This window comes from Methylobacterium sp. GXS13 (assembly GCF_001455965.1).
In the GTDB taxonomy this organism is placed as follows: Bacteria; Pseudomonadota; Alphaproteobacteria; order Rhizobiales; family Beijerinckiaceae; genus Methylobacterium.
The window spans coordinates 194,161-209,434 of record NZ_LKKO01000001.1; the positions used below are offsets into that span (position 1 = coordinate 194,161).

Sequence of the window (15,274 nt, forward strand, 5' to 3'; positions counted from 1 at the left end):
TCTTAGGGACGAATCCCATGGCCGACACCGCCGCCATCGACGTCGCACCGATCGCCGCCGCGCTGCCGACGCGCCGCGACGACAAGGCGCTGCACCGGATGATCTTCGTCGGCATCGCTCTTCTGCTGATCGCGGCGCCGCTGGTGCTCTATCCGGTCTACCTGATGAAGGTGCTGTGCTTCGCGCTGTTCGCCCTCGCCTTCAATCTGCTGCTCGGCTACGGCGGCCTGCTGTCCTTCGGCCACGCCGCCTATTTCGGCATGGCGAGCTATCTCTGCGCCTACACGGCCAAAAGCCTCGGCTTCACCCCGGAGCTGGCGATCCTGTCGGGCACCGTCACGGCCGCTTTGCTCGGGCTGATCTTCGGCTCGCTGGCGATCCGCCGCCAGGGGATCTACTTCTCGATGATTACCCTGGCGCTTGCCCAGATGGCGTTCTTCTTCTCGCTGCAGGCCAAGTTCACTGGCGGCGAGGACGGCATCCAGGCCGTGCCGCGGGGCAATCTGTTCGGGGTGTTCAGCCTCGCGGACGACCGGGCGATGTACGGTCTCGTCTGCGTGATCTTCATGGCCGGGATGCTGCTGATCTACCGGATCATCCACTCGCCGTTCGGGCAGGTGCTCAAGGCGATCCGGGACAACGAGCCAAGGGCGATCTCGCTGGGCTACCGGGCCAACCAGTACAAGCTCGCGGTGTTCGTCCTCTCGGCGACCCTGGCCGGGCTCGCGGGCTCGACCAAGGCGATCGTGTTCCAGCTCGCCTCCCTCACCGACGTCCATTGGTCGATGTCGGGCGAGGTGGTGCTGATGACGCTGGTGGGCGGCATGGGCACCGTGTTCGGCCCAATCGTCGGCGCGCTGGTGATCGTCACCATGGAGACCTACCTGGCGCAATTCGGCGCCTGGGTGACGATCATCCAGGGCTGCGTTTTCGTGCTCTGCGTCCTCCTGTTCCGCGAGGGGATCGTCGGGCTCGTCGCGAAGCTGATCCGGAGGCCTCTGTGACACACGTCCATGCCGTGCGCGGCCCAGGCCGTTGACGCTTCGTTAACCAAGGCACCTCAACCTGCAGTTCCCGGGCTGACAGGTTTGACCATGACGAAGACCCAGCCACTGAGCATCGACGATCCCGCGGTGGATTGCCCGATCCCGCCCGAAACCGTCGGCCAGTTGATCAAGGCCGACGCCGATACGGCGTCCTATATTCTTGACGGCATCCCCGAGGCGACCCGGGCACGGCTCGCCGTCTGGCTGTATGGCCGCAGCCACACCCACGAGATCGGCGTGCGTGTTGCGGCGACCTGCGACGGCGCGATCCTGCGCCGCACCGCTGGCCTCGTCGGCAATGCGCTCTATGATGCGTCCCGCCGGCCTTACAAGGCGCCGAGCCACGGCGCCCGGCCCGCTGGCAGCCGCATCTCCCTGGGTGGCTCCAGCCGCCGCGCCTGAGCGCCGCGGCTTTGCGACGCCAACGCTGTCACCCGGGACCCTAGGAGCGCCGTCCCCCGCGGGCTATCGTGCGCCTCGATGTCCGCCCCCCATCCCGTCATCCGCCGCCTGGACCCGATCCTCGTCGACCGCATCGCCGCGGGCGAGGTGGTGGAGCGCCCGGCTTCGGCCGTGAAGGAGCTGGTCGAGAACGCCATCGATGCCGGCGCCCGCACGATCGACGTGGTGGTGGAGAATGGCGGCCGTCGGCTGATCCGGGTGGTCGATGACGGCCGCGGTATGAGCCCGGAGGACCTGGCGCTCTGCGTCGAGCGTCATGCCACCTCGAAGCTGCCGGGCGGCGACCTCTCGGCCATCGACACGCTGGGTTTCCGCGGCGAGGCTTTGCCTTCGATCGGCGCCGTCTCGCGTCTCGCCATTACCACCCGTCCCGAGGGCGCCGAGGCCGGGGCGAGCCTGACCGTCGAGGCCGGGTTGAAGGGTCCGGTCCGTCCGGCCCCGGCCCAGCGCGGCACCCGGATCGAGGTGACCGAACTGTTCGCCGCGACCCCGGCCCGGCTGAAATTCCTGAAATCCGACCGGGCCGAGAATTCCGCCATCGCCGAGACCCTGCGGCGTCTCGCCGTGGCCCAGCCCGGCATCCGCTTCACCCTGAAGGCGGATGCCGGTCAGCCGCTGCTCCTGCCCGCCGAAACCGGGCCGGAAGCGGAACTGCGTCGCCTGACCGCGGTGCTCGGGCCAGATTTCGCCGCCAACGCCCTGCCGGTATCGCTCATCCGCGAGAGCTTCTGGGTCACCGGCCATGTCGGCCTGCCGACCTATCACCGGGGAGCGGCCGGCTACATTCATCTCGTGGTCAACGGCCGCCCGGTACGCGACCGGTTGTTGCTCGGCGCGGTGCGCGGGGCCTATGCCGATACCCTGGCCTCCGACCGACACCCCGTGCTCGGGCTCGCCATCGCCTGCGATCCCGACCATGTCGACGTCAACGTCCACCCGGCTAAGACCGAGGTGCGGTTCCGCGAGCCGGGCCTGGTGCGGGCGCTCGTGGTCAGCGCGATTCACGACGCCCTGCGCCGGGGCGGGGCGCGCTCGGCCACGACCGGCGCCAGCCGGACCCTCGACGCCCTGCGCCCGGCCGGCCCGGCGCTCGTGCCCCATACCGGCGCCGCGGCGCCGAGCCTGTTTCGCTCTGCGCGGCCGAGCTTCTTCCCGGCAGGCACGCCGTCCGTGGCCGCGCCTTCGGGCTACCGCCCGCTGGAGAGCTGGCGTCCGGCCCCCGGGTCATCCCTCGAGAATGCGGAGCCGGTCTTCGGGGAGCCGCAGGGTTTCGGCGAGGCGGCGCAGGCCGCGTTCGCGGGCCCGGCGGATCTGACGGCCCCGCCCCAAGCCGATGTTCGCACCGATTCCGAGGCGGCCGAAGCCGTCGACCATCCCCTCGGCGCCGCCCGCGCCCAGATCCACGAGACCTATATCCTGGCCCAGACCCGGGACGGCCTCGTCATCGTCGATCAGCACGCCGCCCACGAGCGCCTAGTCTACGAGCGCATGAAGGCGGAGCGGGCCCGCGGCGGCATCGCCCGCCAGGGCCTCCTGATCCCCGACGTGGTCGAGATGAGCGCGGACGCGGCCGAGCGCCTGATCGCCGCCGCCCCGGATCTCGACCGGCTCGGCCTCACCATCGAGGCGTTCGGGACCGGCGCCGTGCTGGTGCGCGAGGTCCCGGCGGCCCTGCTCGGCGCCTCGATCCGCGACCTCGTGACCGACATCCTCGACGCCCTGGAATCCAGCGGCGACGAGGAGGGCGGCGCCCCCGCCACCGAGGGCGGCCCGCTCGGCCGGCGCCTCGACGCGGTGCTCTCGCGCATGAGCTGTCACGGCTCGGTCCGCGCCGGGCGGCGTCTGCGGCCTGAGGAGATGAACGCGCTGCTCCGCGAGATGGAAGCGACGCCCAATTCTGGCCAGTGCAACCACGGCCGCCCGACCTCGATCGAGCTGAAGCTGTCCGATATCGAGCGGCTGTTCGGCCGCCGATAACGTCCCTCGCACCGCACCCCGCCGGAGCCCGCGACCATGGATTTCACCATCTCCCGCCGTGTCGAGGATTACCGCGCGCGGATCGCGGCCTTCGTGGACGCGCAGATCCTACCGGTGGAAGCGGATCGGTCGGCCTATGATGGGCACGGCAATATCAGCCTTACCGAACTGGCGCGGCTGCGCGGGCTCGCGAAGGCCGAGGGGCTGTGGTGCCTGCAACTGAAGGCCGAGACCGGGGGCGCCGGGCTGAACAAGGTCGGCATGGCGGTCTGCTACGAGGCGATGAACCGCTCGATCTTCGGGCCGGTGGTGTTCAACTCCGCCGCCCCCGACGACGGCAACATGATGGTGCTGGAGAAGGTCGCGACCCCGGCCCAGAAGGCGCGCTGGCTCGACCCGATCGTGCGCGGCGAGGTCCGCTCCGCCTTCGCCATGACCGAGCCGCATCCCGGCGGCGGCTCGGATCCCGGCATGATCCAGACCCGGGCCGAGCGGCGGGGCGACACCTACGTGGTCACCGGCCGCAAATGGTACATCACGGGGGCCGAGGAGGCCGCCCACTTCATCCTGATGGCGCGCACCTCCGACGATGCCCGAAAGGGGCTGACCGCCTTCCTGTTCCACAAGGACCAGCCCGGCTGGGAGATCCTGCGCCGGATCCCGATCATGGGTCCGGAGGAGCATGGCGGCCATTGCGAATTGCTGTTCGACGGGCTGGAGATCCCGGCCGAGAACGTCCTGATGAACGACGGCGACGGCCTCAAGCTGACCCAGATCCGCCTGGGCCCGGCCCGGCTGACCCACTGCATGCGCTGGCTCGGCTTGTCAAAGCGCTGCGTCGAGATCGCCCGGCCGCTCGCGGGCGAGCGCCACGGCTTCGGGATCCGCCTCGCCGACCGGGAGAGCATCCAGCTGATGCTCGGCGACCTCGCCATGCGGATCGAGATCGGCCGGCTGCTGGTGATGAAGGCCGCCTGGGCGCTGGACCAGGGGAGCTTTGCCCGCAAGGAGGTCTCGATGGCCAAGGTCCACGTCGCCAACTTGGTCCATGCGGCGGCCGACATCGCTATCCAGATCAATGGCGCCCGGGGCTACTCCACCGACACGCCGCTCGAATGGATCTATCGCTACGCCAGGCAGGCCCGGCTGGTGGACGGCGCCGACGAGGTCCACAAGATGGTGCTCAACCGCAATCTCGAGGCCGAGGGCGATGCGTTCTGGACTTGGGGTGTCGAGGCGTAACCGGCGTGTTTTCGTCCGTGACGTGAACCTCCAACCCACCCCCTCATCCTAAGGTCCAAAAAGAATGACCGATGTCGTGATCACCGGTGCGGTGCGCACCGCGATCGGCACCTTCGGGGGCTCGCTCGCCGCAATCCCGCCGGCCGAGCTGGCAGCCCAATGCGTCGCGGAGGCGCTGAAGCGCTCAAGGACTGCCCCCGAAAAAGTCGGCCATGTGGTGCTCGGCCACGTCATCCCGACGGAGCCTCGGGACGCCTACATCGCCCGGGTCGCGGCCATCGAGGGCGGGGTGCCCAAGGAGGTGCCGGCGCTCACGGTCAACCGCCTGTGCGGCAGCGGCCTGCAAGCGATCGTCTCGGCCGCCCAAGCGATCATGCTGGGCGACGCCGAAATCGCGGTGGCCGGCGGCGCTGAGAGCATGAGCCGCGCGCCGCACCTCCTCAAGACCAGTCGCTTCGGCCAGCGCATGGGCGATGCGGCCCTGGTCGATTACATGGTCGGCGTGCTCAACGACCCGTTCGGCCACGGCCATATGGGCGTCACCGCCGAGAACGTCGCCGCGCGCTACGGCATCTCCCGCAGCATGCAGGATGACTTCGCCGCCGAGAGCCAGACTCGGGCCGCGCGAGCGATCCGCGAGGGCCGGTTCCGCGAGCAGATCCTAGCCGTCGAGGTCCAGCGCAAGCGCGAGACCGTGGCGTTCGACACCGACGAGCACCCGAAGGCCACCAGCGCCGAGGAGCTCGCCAAGCTCCGCCCGGCCTTCTCCAAGGCCGGCAGCGTCACTGCCGGCAACGCCTCGGGGCTCAACGACGGCGCCGCGATCGTGGTGCTGGCGAGCGCGGCCGCGGCCGAGCGGGACGGTGCGAAGCCGCTGGCCCGGATCGTCGGCTACGCCCATGCCGGGGTCGATCCGTCCGAGATGGGTATGGGGCCGGTGCCGGCGGTGCAGCGCCTGCTGGAACGGACCGGCCTGCGCGCGGCCGATTTCGACGTGATCGAATCCAACGAGGCCTTCGCGGCCCAGGCCTGCGCGGTCGCCCGCGCCCTCGACCTCGACCCCGCCAAGGTCAACGTGAACGGTGGCGCCATCGCGCTCGGACATCCCCTCGGCGCCACGGGGGCGATCGTCACCGTGAAGGCGCTCTACGAGCTGGCCCGGGTCAACGGCCGCTACGGGCTCGTCACCATGTGCATCGGCGGCGGCCAGGGCATCGCCATGGCGATCGAGCGGGTGCACTGAGATGGCGGACCTGTTCGATCTCACCGGCCGGCACGTGCTGGTCACCGGCGCCTCGAGCGGCCTCGGCCGGCATTTCGCGGGCACGCTGGCCAGGGCCGGCGCACGCCTCTCGCTCGGCGCCCGCCGCGCCGACGCACTCGCCGAGACCGTCGCGCGGGTCGAGGCTAACGGCGGCGAGGCGCACGCCATCGTCATGGATGTGACCGACGCCGCGAGCGTCGAGCAGGCCCTCGACGCAGCCGAGGCGCGGTTCGGCCCCGTGGCAGTGCTGGTCAACAATGCCGGCGTCACGGCCACGAAGCCGGCCCTCGATCTCGCGGAGGCCGACTGGGACTTCGTGCTCGACACAAATTTGAAGGGCGTCTGGCTGGTGGCGCAGGCGACCGGGCGGCGGATGGTCCGGCACGGGGCCGGCGGCAGCATCGTCAACATCGCCTCGATCCTCGGCCTGCGGGTCACGGGCGAGCAGGCGGCCTACGCCGCCTCGAAGGCCGGGGTGGTGCAGCTCACCAAGAGCCTGGCGCTGGAATGGGCCCGCCACGGGATCCGGGTGAATGCGCTCGCCCCCGGCTACATCGCCACCGAGCTGAACGACGCGTTCTTCGACTCCGAGCCTGGCAAGGCGCTGATCAAGCGCGTGCCGCAGCGCCGCCTCGGCGAGGCCTCGGAGCTGGACGGGCCGCTCTTGCTGCTGGCGTCGGAGGCCGGCTCGTACATGACCGGCAGCGTCGTGGCGGTCGATGGCGGCCACCTCGTGTCAGGGCTCTAGCCGATGGACCAGACACGGCTGCGCGACTGGATCGCCGGGCTTCTCGACAGTCCGGATCTCGTCATCGAGGAGATCCGCCCACTGGGCGGCGGTTCAATCCAGGAAAACCGACTGGTCCGCTGCCGGATCGGCGACACCGCGCGGGCCTTCGTGCTGCGCATGGACGCGGCTGCCACCATCGCGTCGAGCCGATCGAGGTCGGAGGAGTTCCGCATTCTCGAAGCGGTCTGGCGGGCGGGGGTGCGGGTGCCGGAGCCCGTCGGCTTCTGCGCTGACCCGGCGGTTCTGGGCGCGCCCTTCGCGCTGATGGGCCTGGTCGAGGGCGTCGGCCTCGGGCCGCGCATCGCCAAGGACCTGTCTCTCGGCGGCGACCGAGAAGTTCTCGCCGAGACGCTGGGCCGCGAGCTCGCGCGGATCCACGGCGCCCTCGATCCGCGCGAGCCCCCTGCCGCGCTCGCCTTCCTGGGCACGCCTGAGAAGCAGCCGGCACTCGCCGAGATCGCCCGGCTGCGCGCCAGCCTCGACGGGATCGGCGCCCGGCGCCCGGCGATCGAATGGGGGCTGCGCTGGGGCGAGGTTCGGGCGCCGGACTGCCCGGCGCCGACCCTGGTGCACCGGGACTTCCGCACCGGCAATTACATGATCGACGAATCCGGGCTCACCGCGATCCTCGATTGGGAATTCGCCGGCTGGGGCGACCCCGTGCAGGATCTCGGATGGTTCTGCGCCACCTGCTGGCGCTTCGGCCGCCCCGATCTGGAGGCCGGCGGCATCGGCTCCCGGGCGGCGTTCTACCGGGGCTACACCGAGGAGAGCGGCTGGAGAATTGATCCGGCGAGTGTCGCCTATTGGGAGGTGATGGCGCATCTGCGCTGGGCGGTGATCGCCCTGGAGCAGGGCGCCCGCCACGTCTCCGGCCGGGAATTCTCCCTGGAGCTGGCACTCACCGGCCGGATGGTGCCGGAGCTGGAACGCACGATCCTGCGGGCCACCGCCCCGGAAAGCTGGAGCTGAGCATGCAGGACGAACCCGCCGGCGCCGCCACGCTGGATGCCGCCCGCCGGGCGCTGACGGAAGAGGTCGTCCCCGGCCTCACCGGCCGTCCGCGCTACGTCGCCTTGATGGTCGCCAACGCCATCGGCATCGCCGCCCGCGAGATCGCGCAGGCGGATAGGTTGAAGGAGACTAGCACGCGGCTGCTAGGCGGCGCGGGCGATGACGGGCTGGACGATCTGGTCCGGGCGATCCGCGACGGCGCGCGCGATGCCGATCCGGAGCTGCACGCCGCCCTAAGGGCTGGGGCGGACGCCGCCGCCGATATCTGGAAGCCGGCCAAGCCGGGCGCGTGACGGCTCAGATCGCCCGGGCCTGCTCGCGCAGGACGAACTTCTGGATCTTGCCGGTCGAGGTCTTGGGCAGGGGACCGAACAAGACGGTCTTGGGCACCTTGAACCGGGCCATCCGCTCGCGGCAGAACTCGATCAGCTCCCGATCGGTCGGGGTCGCCGCGCCCGGCTTCATCTCCAAGAACGCGCAGGGGCTCTCGCCCCAGGTGGCGTCCGGGCGCGCCACGACGGCGGCCAGCATCACCGCGGGGTGGCGCATCAGCACCTCCTCGACCTCCAGGCTGGAGATGTTCTCCCCGCCCGAGATGATGATGTCCTTGGCGCGGTCCTTGATCTCCACGGCCCCGTCGGGGTGCCAAACGGCGAGGTCGCCGGTGCGGTACCAGCCGCCTGCCAGCGCGCGCGCCGTTGCATCCGGATTGCCGAGGTAGCCCTTCATCACCGTGTTGCCGCGTAGGCAGATTTCCCCGACGGTCAGCCCGTCCTGCGGCACCGGCTGATCGGTGCCCGCGTCGACCACGACGACGCCCTCCAGGGTTGCCAGGGCCACGCCCTGGCGCGCCATGCGGGCGTAACGATCTGCATCCGGCAGATCGGCCCAGTCGGGCTGCTCCAGGCAGACGGTGGCCGGGCCGTAGCTCTCGGTCGCGCCGTAGAGATGCGTCACCTCGAAGCCGAGTTCTTCCATCGTGCGGATGATCGTCGAGGACGGCGCCGCCCCGCCCACCGCGCAGCGGACCCGCTGCCGGAAGGGCAACCGGTCGGAGGCCGGGGCGTGGGCGATCAGCGAGAGCACGATCGGCGCGCCGCAGAGATGCGTCACCCCATGCTCGGCGATCAGCGAAAAAATCGCCGCCGGCTCGACCTTGCGCAGGCAGATCTGGGTCGCGCAGGCGGCGACGCTCGCCCAGGGGTAGGACCAGCCGCTGCAATGGAACATCGGCAGGGTCCAGAGATAGGCACTCTCCGCCGTAAGCCCGAAGGTAACGGCGTTGCCGAGCGCCTGCAAATAGGCGCCGCGATGGCTGTAGACTGCGCCCTTCGGATCGCCGGTGGTGCCCGAAGTGTAGAGCAGGCAGAGCGACTGCCACTCGTCCGCCGGGCCGGGCCAAGCGTAATCGGGGTCGCCCTCCGCGAGCAACGTCTCGTAGGGAATCGCGCCGGCGATGCCGGTGGCGCCGATCTCCACCACCAGGATCGGCTGCGCCCGGTCGGCCAGCGCCTTGGCGGCGAGAGCGCCGTATTCCGCCTCGACGATCAGCACCCGGGCGCTCCCATGGTCGAGGGAGAACGCGATGGTCGCCGGATCGAGGCGTGTATTGAGCGGATTCAGTACGGCGCCGAGCATGGGCACGGCGAAATGCGCTTCGATCATCTCGGCGACGTTCGGCGCAAGGATCGCCACCGTGTCGAGCCGCCCGATCCCACGCCTCGCCAGCCCCGAGGCGAGGCGGCGGCAGCGCCCGTACAGATCGGCATAAGTCAGGCGCCGGGCCCCGTCGATCACGGCGACGCGTGCCCCGACCGAGGCGGCGGCCCGGGCCAGCAGGCTGGCCGGTGTCAGCGGTACATAATTGGCCCGATTGCGGTCGAGCCCGGTCTCGAATGGATGACGATCGGACTCCCGGGCGCCCGTGCCGGGCGGATCTGTCTCCGTCATCGTTCTGCCTTCTGATCGGGCGGCTGGCGTGGCGTACGCACTGTCCTGAGATGACGTCGCGTCCCGCCGGACTGTCAATCGGCCGGCCTGTTACAGGCGGCCTCGGTCATCACACCGCCACGCGGATGCCGAAACCTGTCGAGGCGATCCAAGGTGCTGTTACGCGGCGGCGGTTGACGACGGGCCCGCCCTGGCGGAATGCGATCTGGACGGTCGATGCGCGGGAGAGGCTTGTGAAGAACGACAACCTGCCGATGGTCTCGCCGCAGGCCGGGCGCGAAATGGCCGAGGGCAGCCTCGCACGGGTCCGCGACGCCTACGAACACTTTGCCGAAGCGGGCGAGATGGCGCTCAACGCCTTCGAGACCTCGATGGCACAGAGCTTCGACGGTTGGCGCTCGGTGATGGGCTCCAGCCGGGAAACGGCCCACCAGCTCTCCGACAGCAACGTGGCGGGCGCCCGCAGGCTGCGCGAGCAATGGGAGTCCGCCGGGGCGCGGCTCTACAATGCGTTCGAGGACAATGCCAGCCACACCCTGGCGGCGATGCGCGAGATCGGGCACCGGATGCTAGTCGCCTCCGACACCAATGTCCGCGCCTCCCTGGATTTCGCCGAGCGCCTTGCGAAGGCGGCCGATGCCCGCGAGGTGGCGGCCCTGCATGTCACGTTCATGCAGGAGCAGTCGCGCCGCCTGACCGACCAGATGGTCGACCTGCATCAGACCACCAGCCGCCTCGCCCGCGAGGCCGCCTCCCGCACCGAAACGCCGTGACTGCGCTCGGTGCCGAGCAGGAGGCGGGATCCGAGCCGATGCCGCGCCTGGATGACCTCAGCCATGCCGACGTGCCGTTCCGGACCGGGCATTTCGCCGCTTACGCACCGCAGGATTTTCACCGGATCGCCTATGTCGAATGGGGCGATCCGACCAGCCCGCACGTCGTGGTCTGCGTCCATGGCCTGAGCCGGCAGGGCCGGGATTTCGACCCGCTCGGCTACAAGCTGGCCCAGATGGGCTACCGGGTCGTGTGCCCGGACCTGCCCGGGCGGGGCCTTAGCGGCTGGCTGAAGGATCCGGAACTCTACGGCCTGCCCCAATACGCCGCCGACATGGCGGCGCTGATCGGGCACCTACGGATCGAAGGAAAGATCGACTGGGTCGGGACGTCGCTCGGCGGTCTCACCGGCATGGTACTGGCAAGCGCGGCGAATACGCCGATCCGCCGCATGGTGATCAACGATATCGGGCCGTTCCTGCCCTGGGCGCCGATCCGCCATATCGGGACCCGTCTGCGCGACGCCCCACGGCTCCACCACAACCTCGCATCCGGCGAGTCGCGCCTTCGGACCGTGCTGTCGGCTTTCGGGCCGCTGACGGACGAGCAGTGGCGCCACATCGCCAAGCACAGCTTCTTCCCCGAGCCCAACGGCGGCTGGCGTCCCCATCATGATCCGGCGATCGGTGACGCGTTCCGTCCGGGCCGGGTCTACAGCGTCAGCATGTGGCGCGACTGGGACGCGATCACCTGTCCGGTCCTGCTGCTGCGCGGCGCGCATTCGGAGCTGCTCCTCGCTTCGACCGCCGACGAGATGACCCGGCGCGGCCCGCCCACCGAGCGGATCGAGATCCCCGATTGCGGCCACGCGCCCGCGCTGCTCGACGAGACGCAACTACGCATCGTCACCGACTGGCTCGGCCCGGCCGCTTGATCGGCAAGAACCAAAGCGGATCGCTTCCGCGATTGCCTGCGTGCCATCAGTCTAAAGGAAGCCGAATCACTTGCGCCGCAGGCAATCGTGCGAACGCGATCGGTGCCGAAAAGTCCCGGCCTGCGTAGTCCGGATCGCCAGACTTGATCGATCGTTGATCTCTGTGCCGGTCGCCTTGGGTTAATTGTGAAAGCCAGGGTCCTTTGTTCATGCCGCACAGTCGCGCAAGCGTGACCATTCGTTGCGCACTCGGCTGCACTGTGGCATCAACATGCGTCACGTCTGGACCTTGGCCGTGTGATGTTGCACCTGTTGGTTGTGAGCGTCGGCCAAGGTCCGCACGCCTACGCCTGCAGCCACCTGACGAAGTCCGGACTTCCCACCATGTCCAACCCAACCCCCAAGCCGAAGCAGACCACGGCCATCGATCATGGGGTCGGCAGCCGCATCGCGTTCCTGCGTGCGGCCAACGGGCTGAGCCAATCCGCCCTTGCGAGCGCGTTGGGCGTCAGCTTCCAGCAAGTTCAGAAGTACGAGACCGGCAAGAACCGGGTCGGGGCCGGGCGCCTCCAAGCGATCGCCGAGCGCCTGGGCGTGCCGGTGTCGAGCTTCTTCGAGCCGGAACCGGAGGCTTCCACCGAGAACGGTCCGGCGCTGCTCCGCATCGCCGGCGCGGTGGAACTGCTCCGCGCCTACAATCAGATTGCCGACGACCAGATGCGCCGGGATGTCATTGCCCTGGTCAAGTCCGCGGCCCGGATCGGCCATGGAACCGCCTCCACCGACGCTGCTCAGCAGCATGCCGCGACCAACGGTGCGGCTGCGCCGTCGGCCTGAGTCCCCAGGAGGAGCCGGTTGACCGGCTCCGCCGCACGGCACACGTCGTCTCGCGATCCTGACTCGGGAAATGACGGCGATGATGGCTGCGCTGACGAACCTTTTCGCCGATCTTGAGGGCGACGCGCCCGACGAGGTCGTCACGGTCCTGCACGCGGCACCCGGCCTGCGGGTCGAGCGCATCGTCTCGACCGGGCAGGCGAGCCCGCCGGGCTTTCACTACGATCAGCCGCAGGCGGAATGGGTGGCGGTCCTGGCCGGATCCGCCGAGCTGCGCTTCGCCGACGAGGCGGCACCGCGCCTGCTCACAGCCGGCGACACCCTCCTGATTGAGCCCCATCGCCGCCATCGGGTCGAGCGTACCGAGTCACCGACGATCTGGCTCGCGATCCATTTCGGGCCGGAGGTGGGAGCGGACGAGCGCCCGTGAGTCCCACTCAGCCGGCGAACCGCGCCACCGCCACCGCGCTGCCGCCCGAGACGCGTCGCTCCAGCGGTGTGAAGCCCGCGGGCCATGCGAGCTGGACGGTTTCGGCCTCCTCCACCACCGCCAGGGCGCCGGGGGACAGCCAGGCCCCACCGGCCGCGCTCGTCAGCGCCAGGGGCGCCAGACCGCGATGGTAGGGTGGATCGCAGAAGACCAGCGAGAACGGCGCCGTGGTGCCGGCGGGGCCGAGGCGCGTTGCGTCGCGGCGGAACAGCCGCGTCACCCCCTCGGCGCCGAAAGCCTCGATATTCGAGCGAATCACCGCTCGGGCCTCGGCGCCCTCATCAACCAAGAGGGCATAGGCCGCCCCGCGCGACAGGGCTTCGAAGCCCAATGCGCCGGTCCCGGCGAACAGGTCGAGTACCCGTGCGCCGGCGACGACCTCGTCATAGGCGTGCGTCAGGACGTTGAAGAGCGACTCGCGGAGCCGATCCGAGGTCGGCCGAATCGCGTCGGTGCGCGGGGTCGCGAGCTTTCGGCCGCGCCACGCGCCACCGACGATCCTCATCGACCGCGCGGCGGACGCCCACCGCCGCCGCCGCCGCCAGGTCTCGCGCCGCCGGGCTTGCCGCCACCCTTGAAGCCGCCCGGACGCCCACCTGGCTTGGCACCGGGGCCCTTGCCGGCGAAGCCACCCGCGCTCTTGCCGGCGAAACCGCCGGGTCGACCGCCGGGGCGCGCACCGCCGCCGGGCTTCGGAGCGCCGAAAGCCGGCTTGCCGCCGGGGCCGGAACGCCCGCCACGGAAGCCGCTCTGGCCGCGCGGCGCGCCCTCGCCGGAACGCTCACCGCGGAAGCCGCTCTGGCTTCGCGGCGCGCCCTCACCGGATCCACCGCCATAGGGCCGATCTCCGCGTCCAGCCGGCCGCGCATCACGGCGGTCGTCCCGGCGCGCATCGTCCCGCGGGCCGGACGCACCCCGGGCCGATTCGCGCGGCCCTGAACGGTCGCCGTAGCTCGGACGGTCACCCACGCTCCGATCGCCCCGCGGCGACGGTCCGCGGTTGCCCCAGCTCTCGCGATCCGGACGACCCGCGGAACTCCGCTGCCCGCCCTCAGGCGCGCCGCGGTCGGCGTAACGGCGCCGCGGCTTCTCCTCTGCGACCGGCTCGACCGGGCTTGCGGACAGGCGCTCGACCACGACCCGGCGATCGCCCTTCTGGAACGATCCGACACGCTCATGGCCGCGCTCGGCCGCGGCCGCCTGCGACGCGCGCGGATCTTCGCCCCGCCGCGGGACGCGGGCGGCGCGCGGCTTGCCCGATTCCTCGTCCGACCGCCAGGCGGATTTGCGTGGGCCGGACCCGGCTCCACCGGTGGAGACCCGGGGCGCCGGCGCCGGGGCGGCCGCGTTGCGGCCGGCGGCCGGCGGCCGCTCGACATGCCTCTCGGCCTTCTTGGGGCTGCCGAAGGCGCTGATCGGTTCGCGCACCGGGCTCTCGAAATCGACTCCGGCCTGCTCGGCCAGGGCCTTGCCGAGTTGGTCCTTGAGCACGCGCATGCGCACCTCCTCGACCAGGCCGACTTCCAGATCACCGAGCTGGAACGGGCCGAAGGACAGCCGGATCAGCCGGTTCACCGACAGGCCCAGATGCTCGAGGATGCGCTTGACCTCACGGTTCTTGCCCTCGCGCAGCCCGAGCGTGAGCCAGAGATTGTCGCCCTGGACCCGGTCCAGGGTCGCCTCGACGGGGCCGTACTCCATCCCGTCGATGGTCACGCCGTTGGCCAGCGTGTCGAGCTGGGCCTGATCGGTGTCGCCGTGGGCGCGCACGCGGTAGCGGCGCAGCCAGCCGGTGTCGGGATGGGCGATCACCTTGGCGAGGCCGCCATCGTTGGTGAGCAGCAGCAGGCCTTCGGTGTTGATGTCGAGCCGGCCGACCGCGACCACCCGGGGCAGATCCTCGGGCAGGACTTCGAAGACCGTCTGGCGGCCTTCCGGGTCACGGGCGGTCGTGACGAGGCCGCGCGGCTTGTGGAAGATCCACAGGCGGCTGCGCTCACGCGCCGGCATGCGCTCGCCGTCGATCAGGATCGCGTCGTCGTCGGTCACGTTGCGGGCCGGGGACGTCAGGGTCTCGCCGTTGACGCTCACGCGGCCGGCCAGGATCATCGCCTCGGCGTCGCGCCGGGAGGCGATGCCGGCCCGGGCCATCGCCTTGGCGATGCGCTCGCCCGGTGGGGTCGGGGCGTCGGACTCGTCGGACGCGTCGGCGACGGGCTCAGCCACCGCTTTCCGGGGCGTGCTCGCCGCGGAAGCGCTCTCGAGCTTCGTCTCGGATTCGGTGCCCACATCGGTGGCGGGCGTCCAACGCTCGGTTCGCGTGGTCTCGGTGTCCGGCTGGGCGGAAGCCCCCGGGACATCGTCTTTCGGCAAGTCACTCATGTGCCGGCCTTACCAGAGCCGGCCCGGACAGGCGAGACGGGTTGAGCCGCGGCAAAGGAATATGCATCGCGCAAACAAAACGAGGCGGCCCGATAGGACCGCCCCGGTTCAC

Annotated in this window: 15 protein-coding genes; 12 read left to right on the forward strand and 3 right to left on the reverse strand. The window is 70.5% G+C overall.

Annotation, left to right across the window (positions count from 1 at the left end; all coding sequences use genetic code 11):
* Positions 1 to 17: 17 nt before the first annotated feature.
* The 8 genes from AO398_RS01050 (at position 18) to AO398_RS01085 (ending at position 8,088) form a co-directional block, all read left to right on the forward strand.
* On the forward strand, positions 18 to 1,004 hold the full coding sequence (locus AO398_RS01050) for a branched-chain amino acid ABC transporter permease (RefSeq protein WP_058190152.1): 987 nt from the start codon (positions 18 to 20) through the stop codon (positions 1,002 to 1,004).
* A gap of 90 nt (positions 1,005 to 1,094) precedes the next feature.
* Entirely contained in the window at positions 1,095 to 1,448 is a 354-nt protein-coding gene (locus tag AO398_RS01055; protein ID WP_058190153.1) for a hypothetical protein, read from the forward strand.
* A 78-nt stretch (positions 1,449 to 1,526) separates the two neighbouring features.
* Positions 1,527 to 3,485: a DNA mismatch repair endonuclease MutL gene (gene mutL / locus AO398_RS01060; RefSeq protein WP_058190154.1), complete on the forward strand. Its 1,959-nt coding sequence runs from the start codon at positions 1,527 to 1,529 to the stop codon at positions 3,483 to 3,485.
* 36 nt (positions 3,486 to 3,521) lie between these two features.
* Positions 3,522 to 4,727 (forward strand): acyl-CoA dehydrogenase family protein, encoded by a 1,206-nt coding sequence (locus tag AO398_RS01065; RefSeq protein ID WP_058190155.1) that lies wholly within the window; start codon positions 3,522 to 3,524, stop codon positions 4,725 to 4,727.
* 64 nt (positions 4,728 to 4,791) lie between these two features.
* On the forward strand, positions 4,792 to 5,970 hold the full coding sequence (bktB, locus tag AO398_RS01070) for a beta-ketothiolase BktB (protein ID WP_058190156.1): 1,179 nt from the start codon (positions 4,792 to 4,794) through the stop codon (positions 5,968 to 5,970).
* Position 5,971: 1 nt separating this feature from the next.
* On the forward strand, positions 5,972 to 6,739 hold the full coding sequence (locus tag AO398_RS01075; protein WP_058190157.1) for an SDR family oxidoreductase: 768 nt from the start codon (positions 5,972 to 5,974) through the stop codon (positions 6,737 to 6,739).
* Positions 6,740 to 6,742: 3 nt separating this feature from the next.
* Positions 6,743 to 7,753: a phosphotransferase family protein gene (locus AO398_RS01080; protein ID WP_058190158.1), complete on the forward strand. Its 1,011-nt coding sequence runs from the start codon at positions 6,743 to 6,745 to the stop codon at positions 7,751 to 7,753.
* A 2-nt stretch (positions 7,754 to 7,755) separates the two neighbouring features.
* Positions 7,756 to 8,088, forward strand: coding sequence for a DUF6285 domain-containing protein (locus AO398_RS01085; RefSeq protein ID WP_058190159.1), 333 nt, complete (start codon positions 7,756 to 7,758; stop codon positions 8,086 to 8,088).
* Positions 8,089 to 8,092: 4 nt separating this feature from the next.
* Here AO398_RS01085 and AO398_RS01090 read toward each other — a convergent pair whose 3' ends face one another.
* A complete protein-coding gene (locus AO398_RS01090; RefSeq protein ID WP_058190160.1) occupies positions 8,093 to 9,745 on the reverse strand; it encodes an AMP-binding protein in 1,653 nt (550 codons plus the stop codon).
* A gap of 233 nt (positions 9,746 to 9,978) precedes the next feature.
* Here AO398_RS01090 and AO398_RS01095 point away from each other — a divergent pair, with 233 nt between their 5' ends.
* The 4 genes from AO398_RS01095 (at position 9,979) to AO398_RS01110 (ending at position 12,720) form a co-directional block, all read left to right on the forward strand.
* The gene (locus AO398_RS01095) at positions 9,979 to 10,518 is read left to right on the forward strand and encodes a phasin family protein (protein ID WP_058190559.1); all 540 of its coding nucleotides are present in this window, start codon (positions 9,979 to 9,981) and stop codon (positions 10,516 to 10,518) included.
* Complete coding sequence (locus tag AO398_RS01100; RefSeq protein ID WP_058190161.1) at positions 10,515 to 11,453, forward strand: alpha/beta hydrolase; 939 nt, start codon at positions 10,515 to 10,517, stop codon at positions 11,451 to 11,453. Before AO398_RS01095 ends, AO398_RS01100 begins: the two co-directional genes overlap by 4 nt.
* A 384-nt stretch (positions 11,454 to 11,837) precedes the next feature.
* Positions 11,838 to 12,290 (forward strand): helix-turn-helix transcriptional regulator, encoded by a 453-nt coding sequence (locus AO398_RS01105; RefSeq protein WP_058190560.1) that lies wholly within the window; start codon positions 11,838 to 11,840, stop codon positions 12,288 to 12,290.
* 82 nt (positions 12,291 to 12,372) lie between these two features.
* Positions 12,373 to 12,720 (forward strand): cupin domain-containing protein, encoded by a 348-nt coding sequence (locus AO398_RS01110; protein WP_058190561.1) that lies wholly within the window; start codon positions 12,373 to 12,375, stop codon positions 12,718 to 12,720.
* Between the two features lie 7 nt (positions 12,721 to 12,727).
* Here the strand turns inward: AO398_RS01110 and rsmD are convergent, their stop codons facing one another.
* The gene (gene rsmD / locus AO398_RS01115; RefSeq protein ID WP_058190162.1) at positions 12,728 to 13,285 is read right to left on the reverse strand and encodes a 16S rRNA (guanine(966)-N(2))-methyltransferase RsmD; all 558 of its coding nucleotides are present in this window, start codon (positions 13,283 to 13,285) and stop codon (positions 12,728 to 12,730) included.
* Positions 13,282 to 15,162: a pseudouridine synthase gene (locus tag AO398_RS01120; protein ID WP_082643074.1), complete on the reverse strand. Its 1,881-nt coding sequence runs from the start codon at positions 15,160 to 15,162 to the stop codon at positions 13,282 to 13,284. Before AO398_RS01120 ends, rsmD begins: the two co-directional genes overlap by 4 nt.
* Positions 15,163 to 15,274 lie beyond the last annotated feature (112 nt).

What these genes read in the sequence shown, in the direction of transcription:
- AO398_RS01050 (WP_058190152.1), top strand. Translation starts at nt 18, where the DNA reads ATGGCCGACACCGCCGCCATCGACGTCGCACCGATCGCCGCCGCGCTG.
- AO398_RS01055 (WP_058190153.1), top strand. Translation starts at nt 1,095, where the DNA reads ATGACGAAGACCCAGCCACTGAGCATCGACGATCCCGCGGTGGATTGC.
- mutL (WP_058190154.1), top strand. Translation starts at nt 1,527, where the DNA reads ATGTCCGCCCCCCATCCCGTCATCCGCCGCCTGGACCCGATCCTCGTC.
- AO398_RS01065 (WP_058190155.1), top strand. Translation starts at nt 3,522, where the DNA reads ATGGATTTCACCATCTCCCGCCGTGTCGAGGATTACCGCGCGCGGATC.
- bktB (WP_058190156.1), top strand. Translation starts at nt 4,792, where the DNA reads ATGACCGATGTCGTGATCACCGGTGCGGTGCGCACCGCGATCGGCACC.
- AO398_RS01075 (WP_058190157.1), top strand. Translation starts at nt 5,972, where the DNA reads ATGGCGGACCTGTTCGATCTCACCGGCCGGCACGTGCTGGTCACCGGC.
- AO398_RS01080 (WP_058190158.1), top strand. Translation starts at nt 6,743, where the DNA reads ATGGACCAGACACGGCTGCGCGACTGGATCGCCGGGCTTCTCGACAGT.
- AO398_RS01085 (WP_058190159.1), top strand. Translation starts at nt 7,756, where the DNA reads ATGCAGGACGAACCCGCCGGCGCCGCCACGCTGGATGCCGCCCGCCGG.
- AO398_RS01090 (WP_058190160.1), bottom strand. Translation starts at nt 9,745, where the DNA reads ATGACGGAGACAGATCCGCCCGGCACGGGCGCCCGGGAGTCCGATCGT.
- AO398_RS01105 (WP_058190560.1), top strand. Translation starts at nt 11,838, where the DNA reads ATGTCCAACCCAACCCCCAAGCCGAAGCAGACCACGGCCATCGATCAT.
- AO398_RS01110 (WP_058190561.1), top strand. Translation starts at nt 12,373, where the DNA reads ATGGCTGCGCTGACGAACCTTTTCGCCGATCTTGAGGGCGACGCGCCC.
- rsmD (WP_058190162.1), bottom strand. Translation starts at nt 13,285, where the DNA reads ATGAGGATCGTCGGTGGCGCGTGGCGCGGCCGAAAGCTCGCGACCCCG.
- AO398_RS01120 (WP_082643074.1), bottom strand. Translation starts at nt 15,162, where the DNA reads ATGAGTGACTTGCCGAAAGACGATGTCCCGGGGGCTTCCGCCCAGCCG.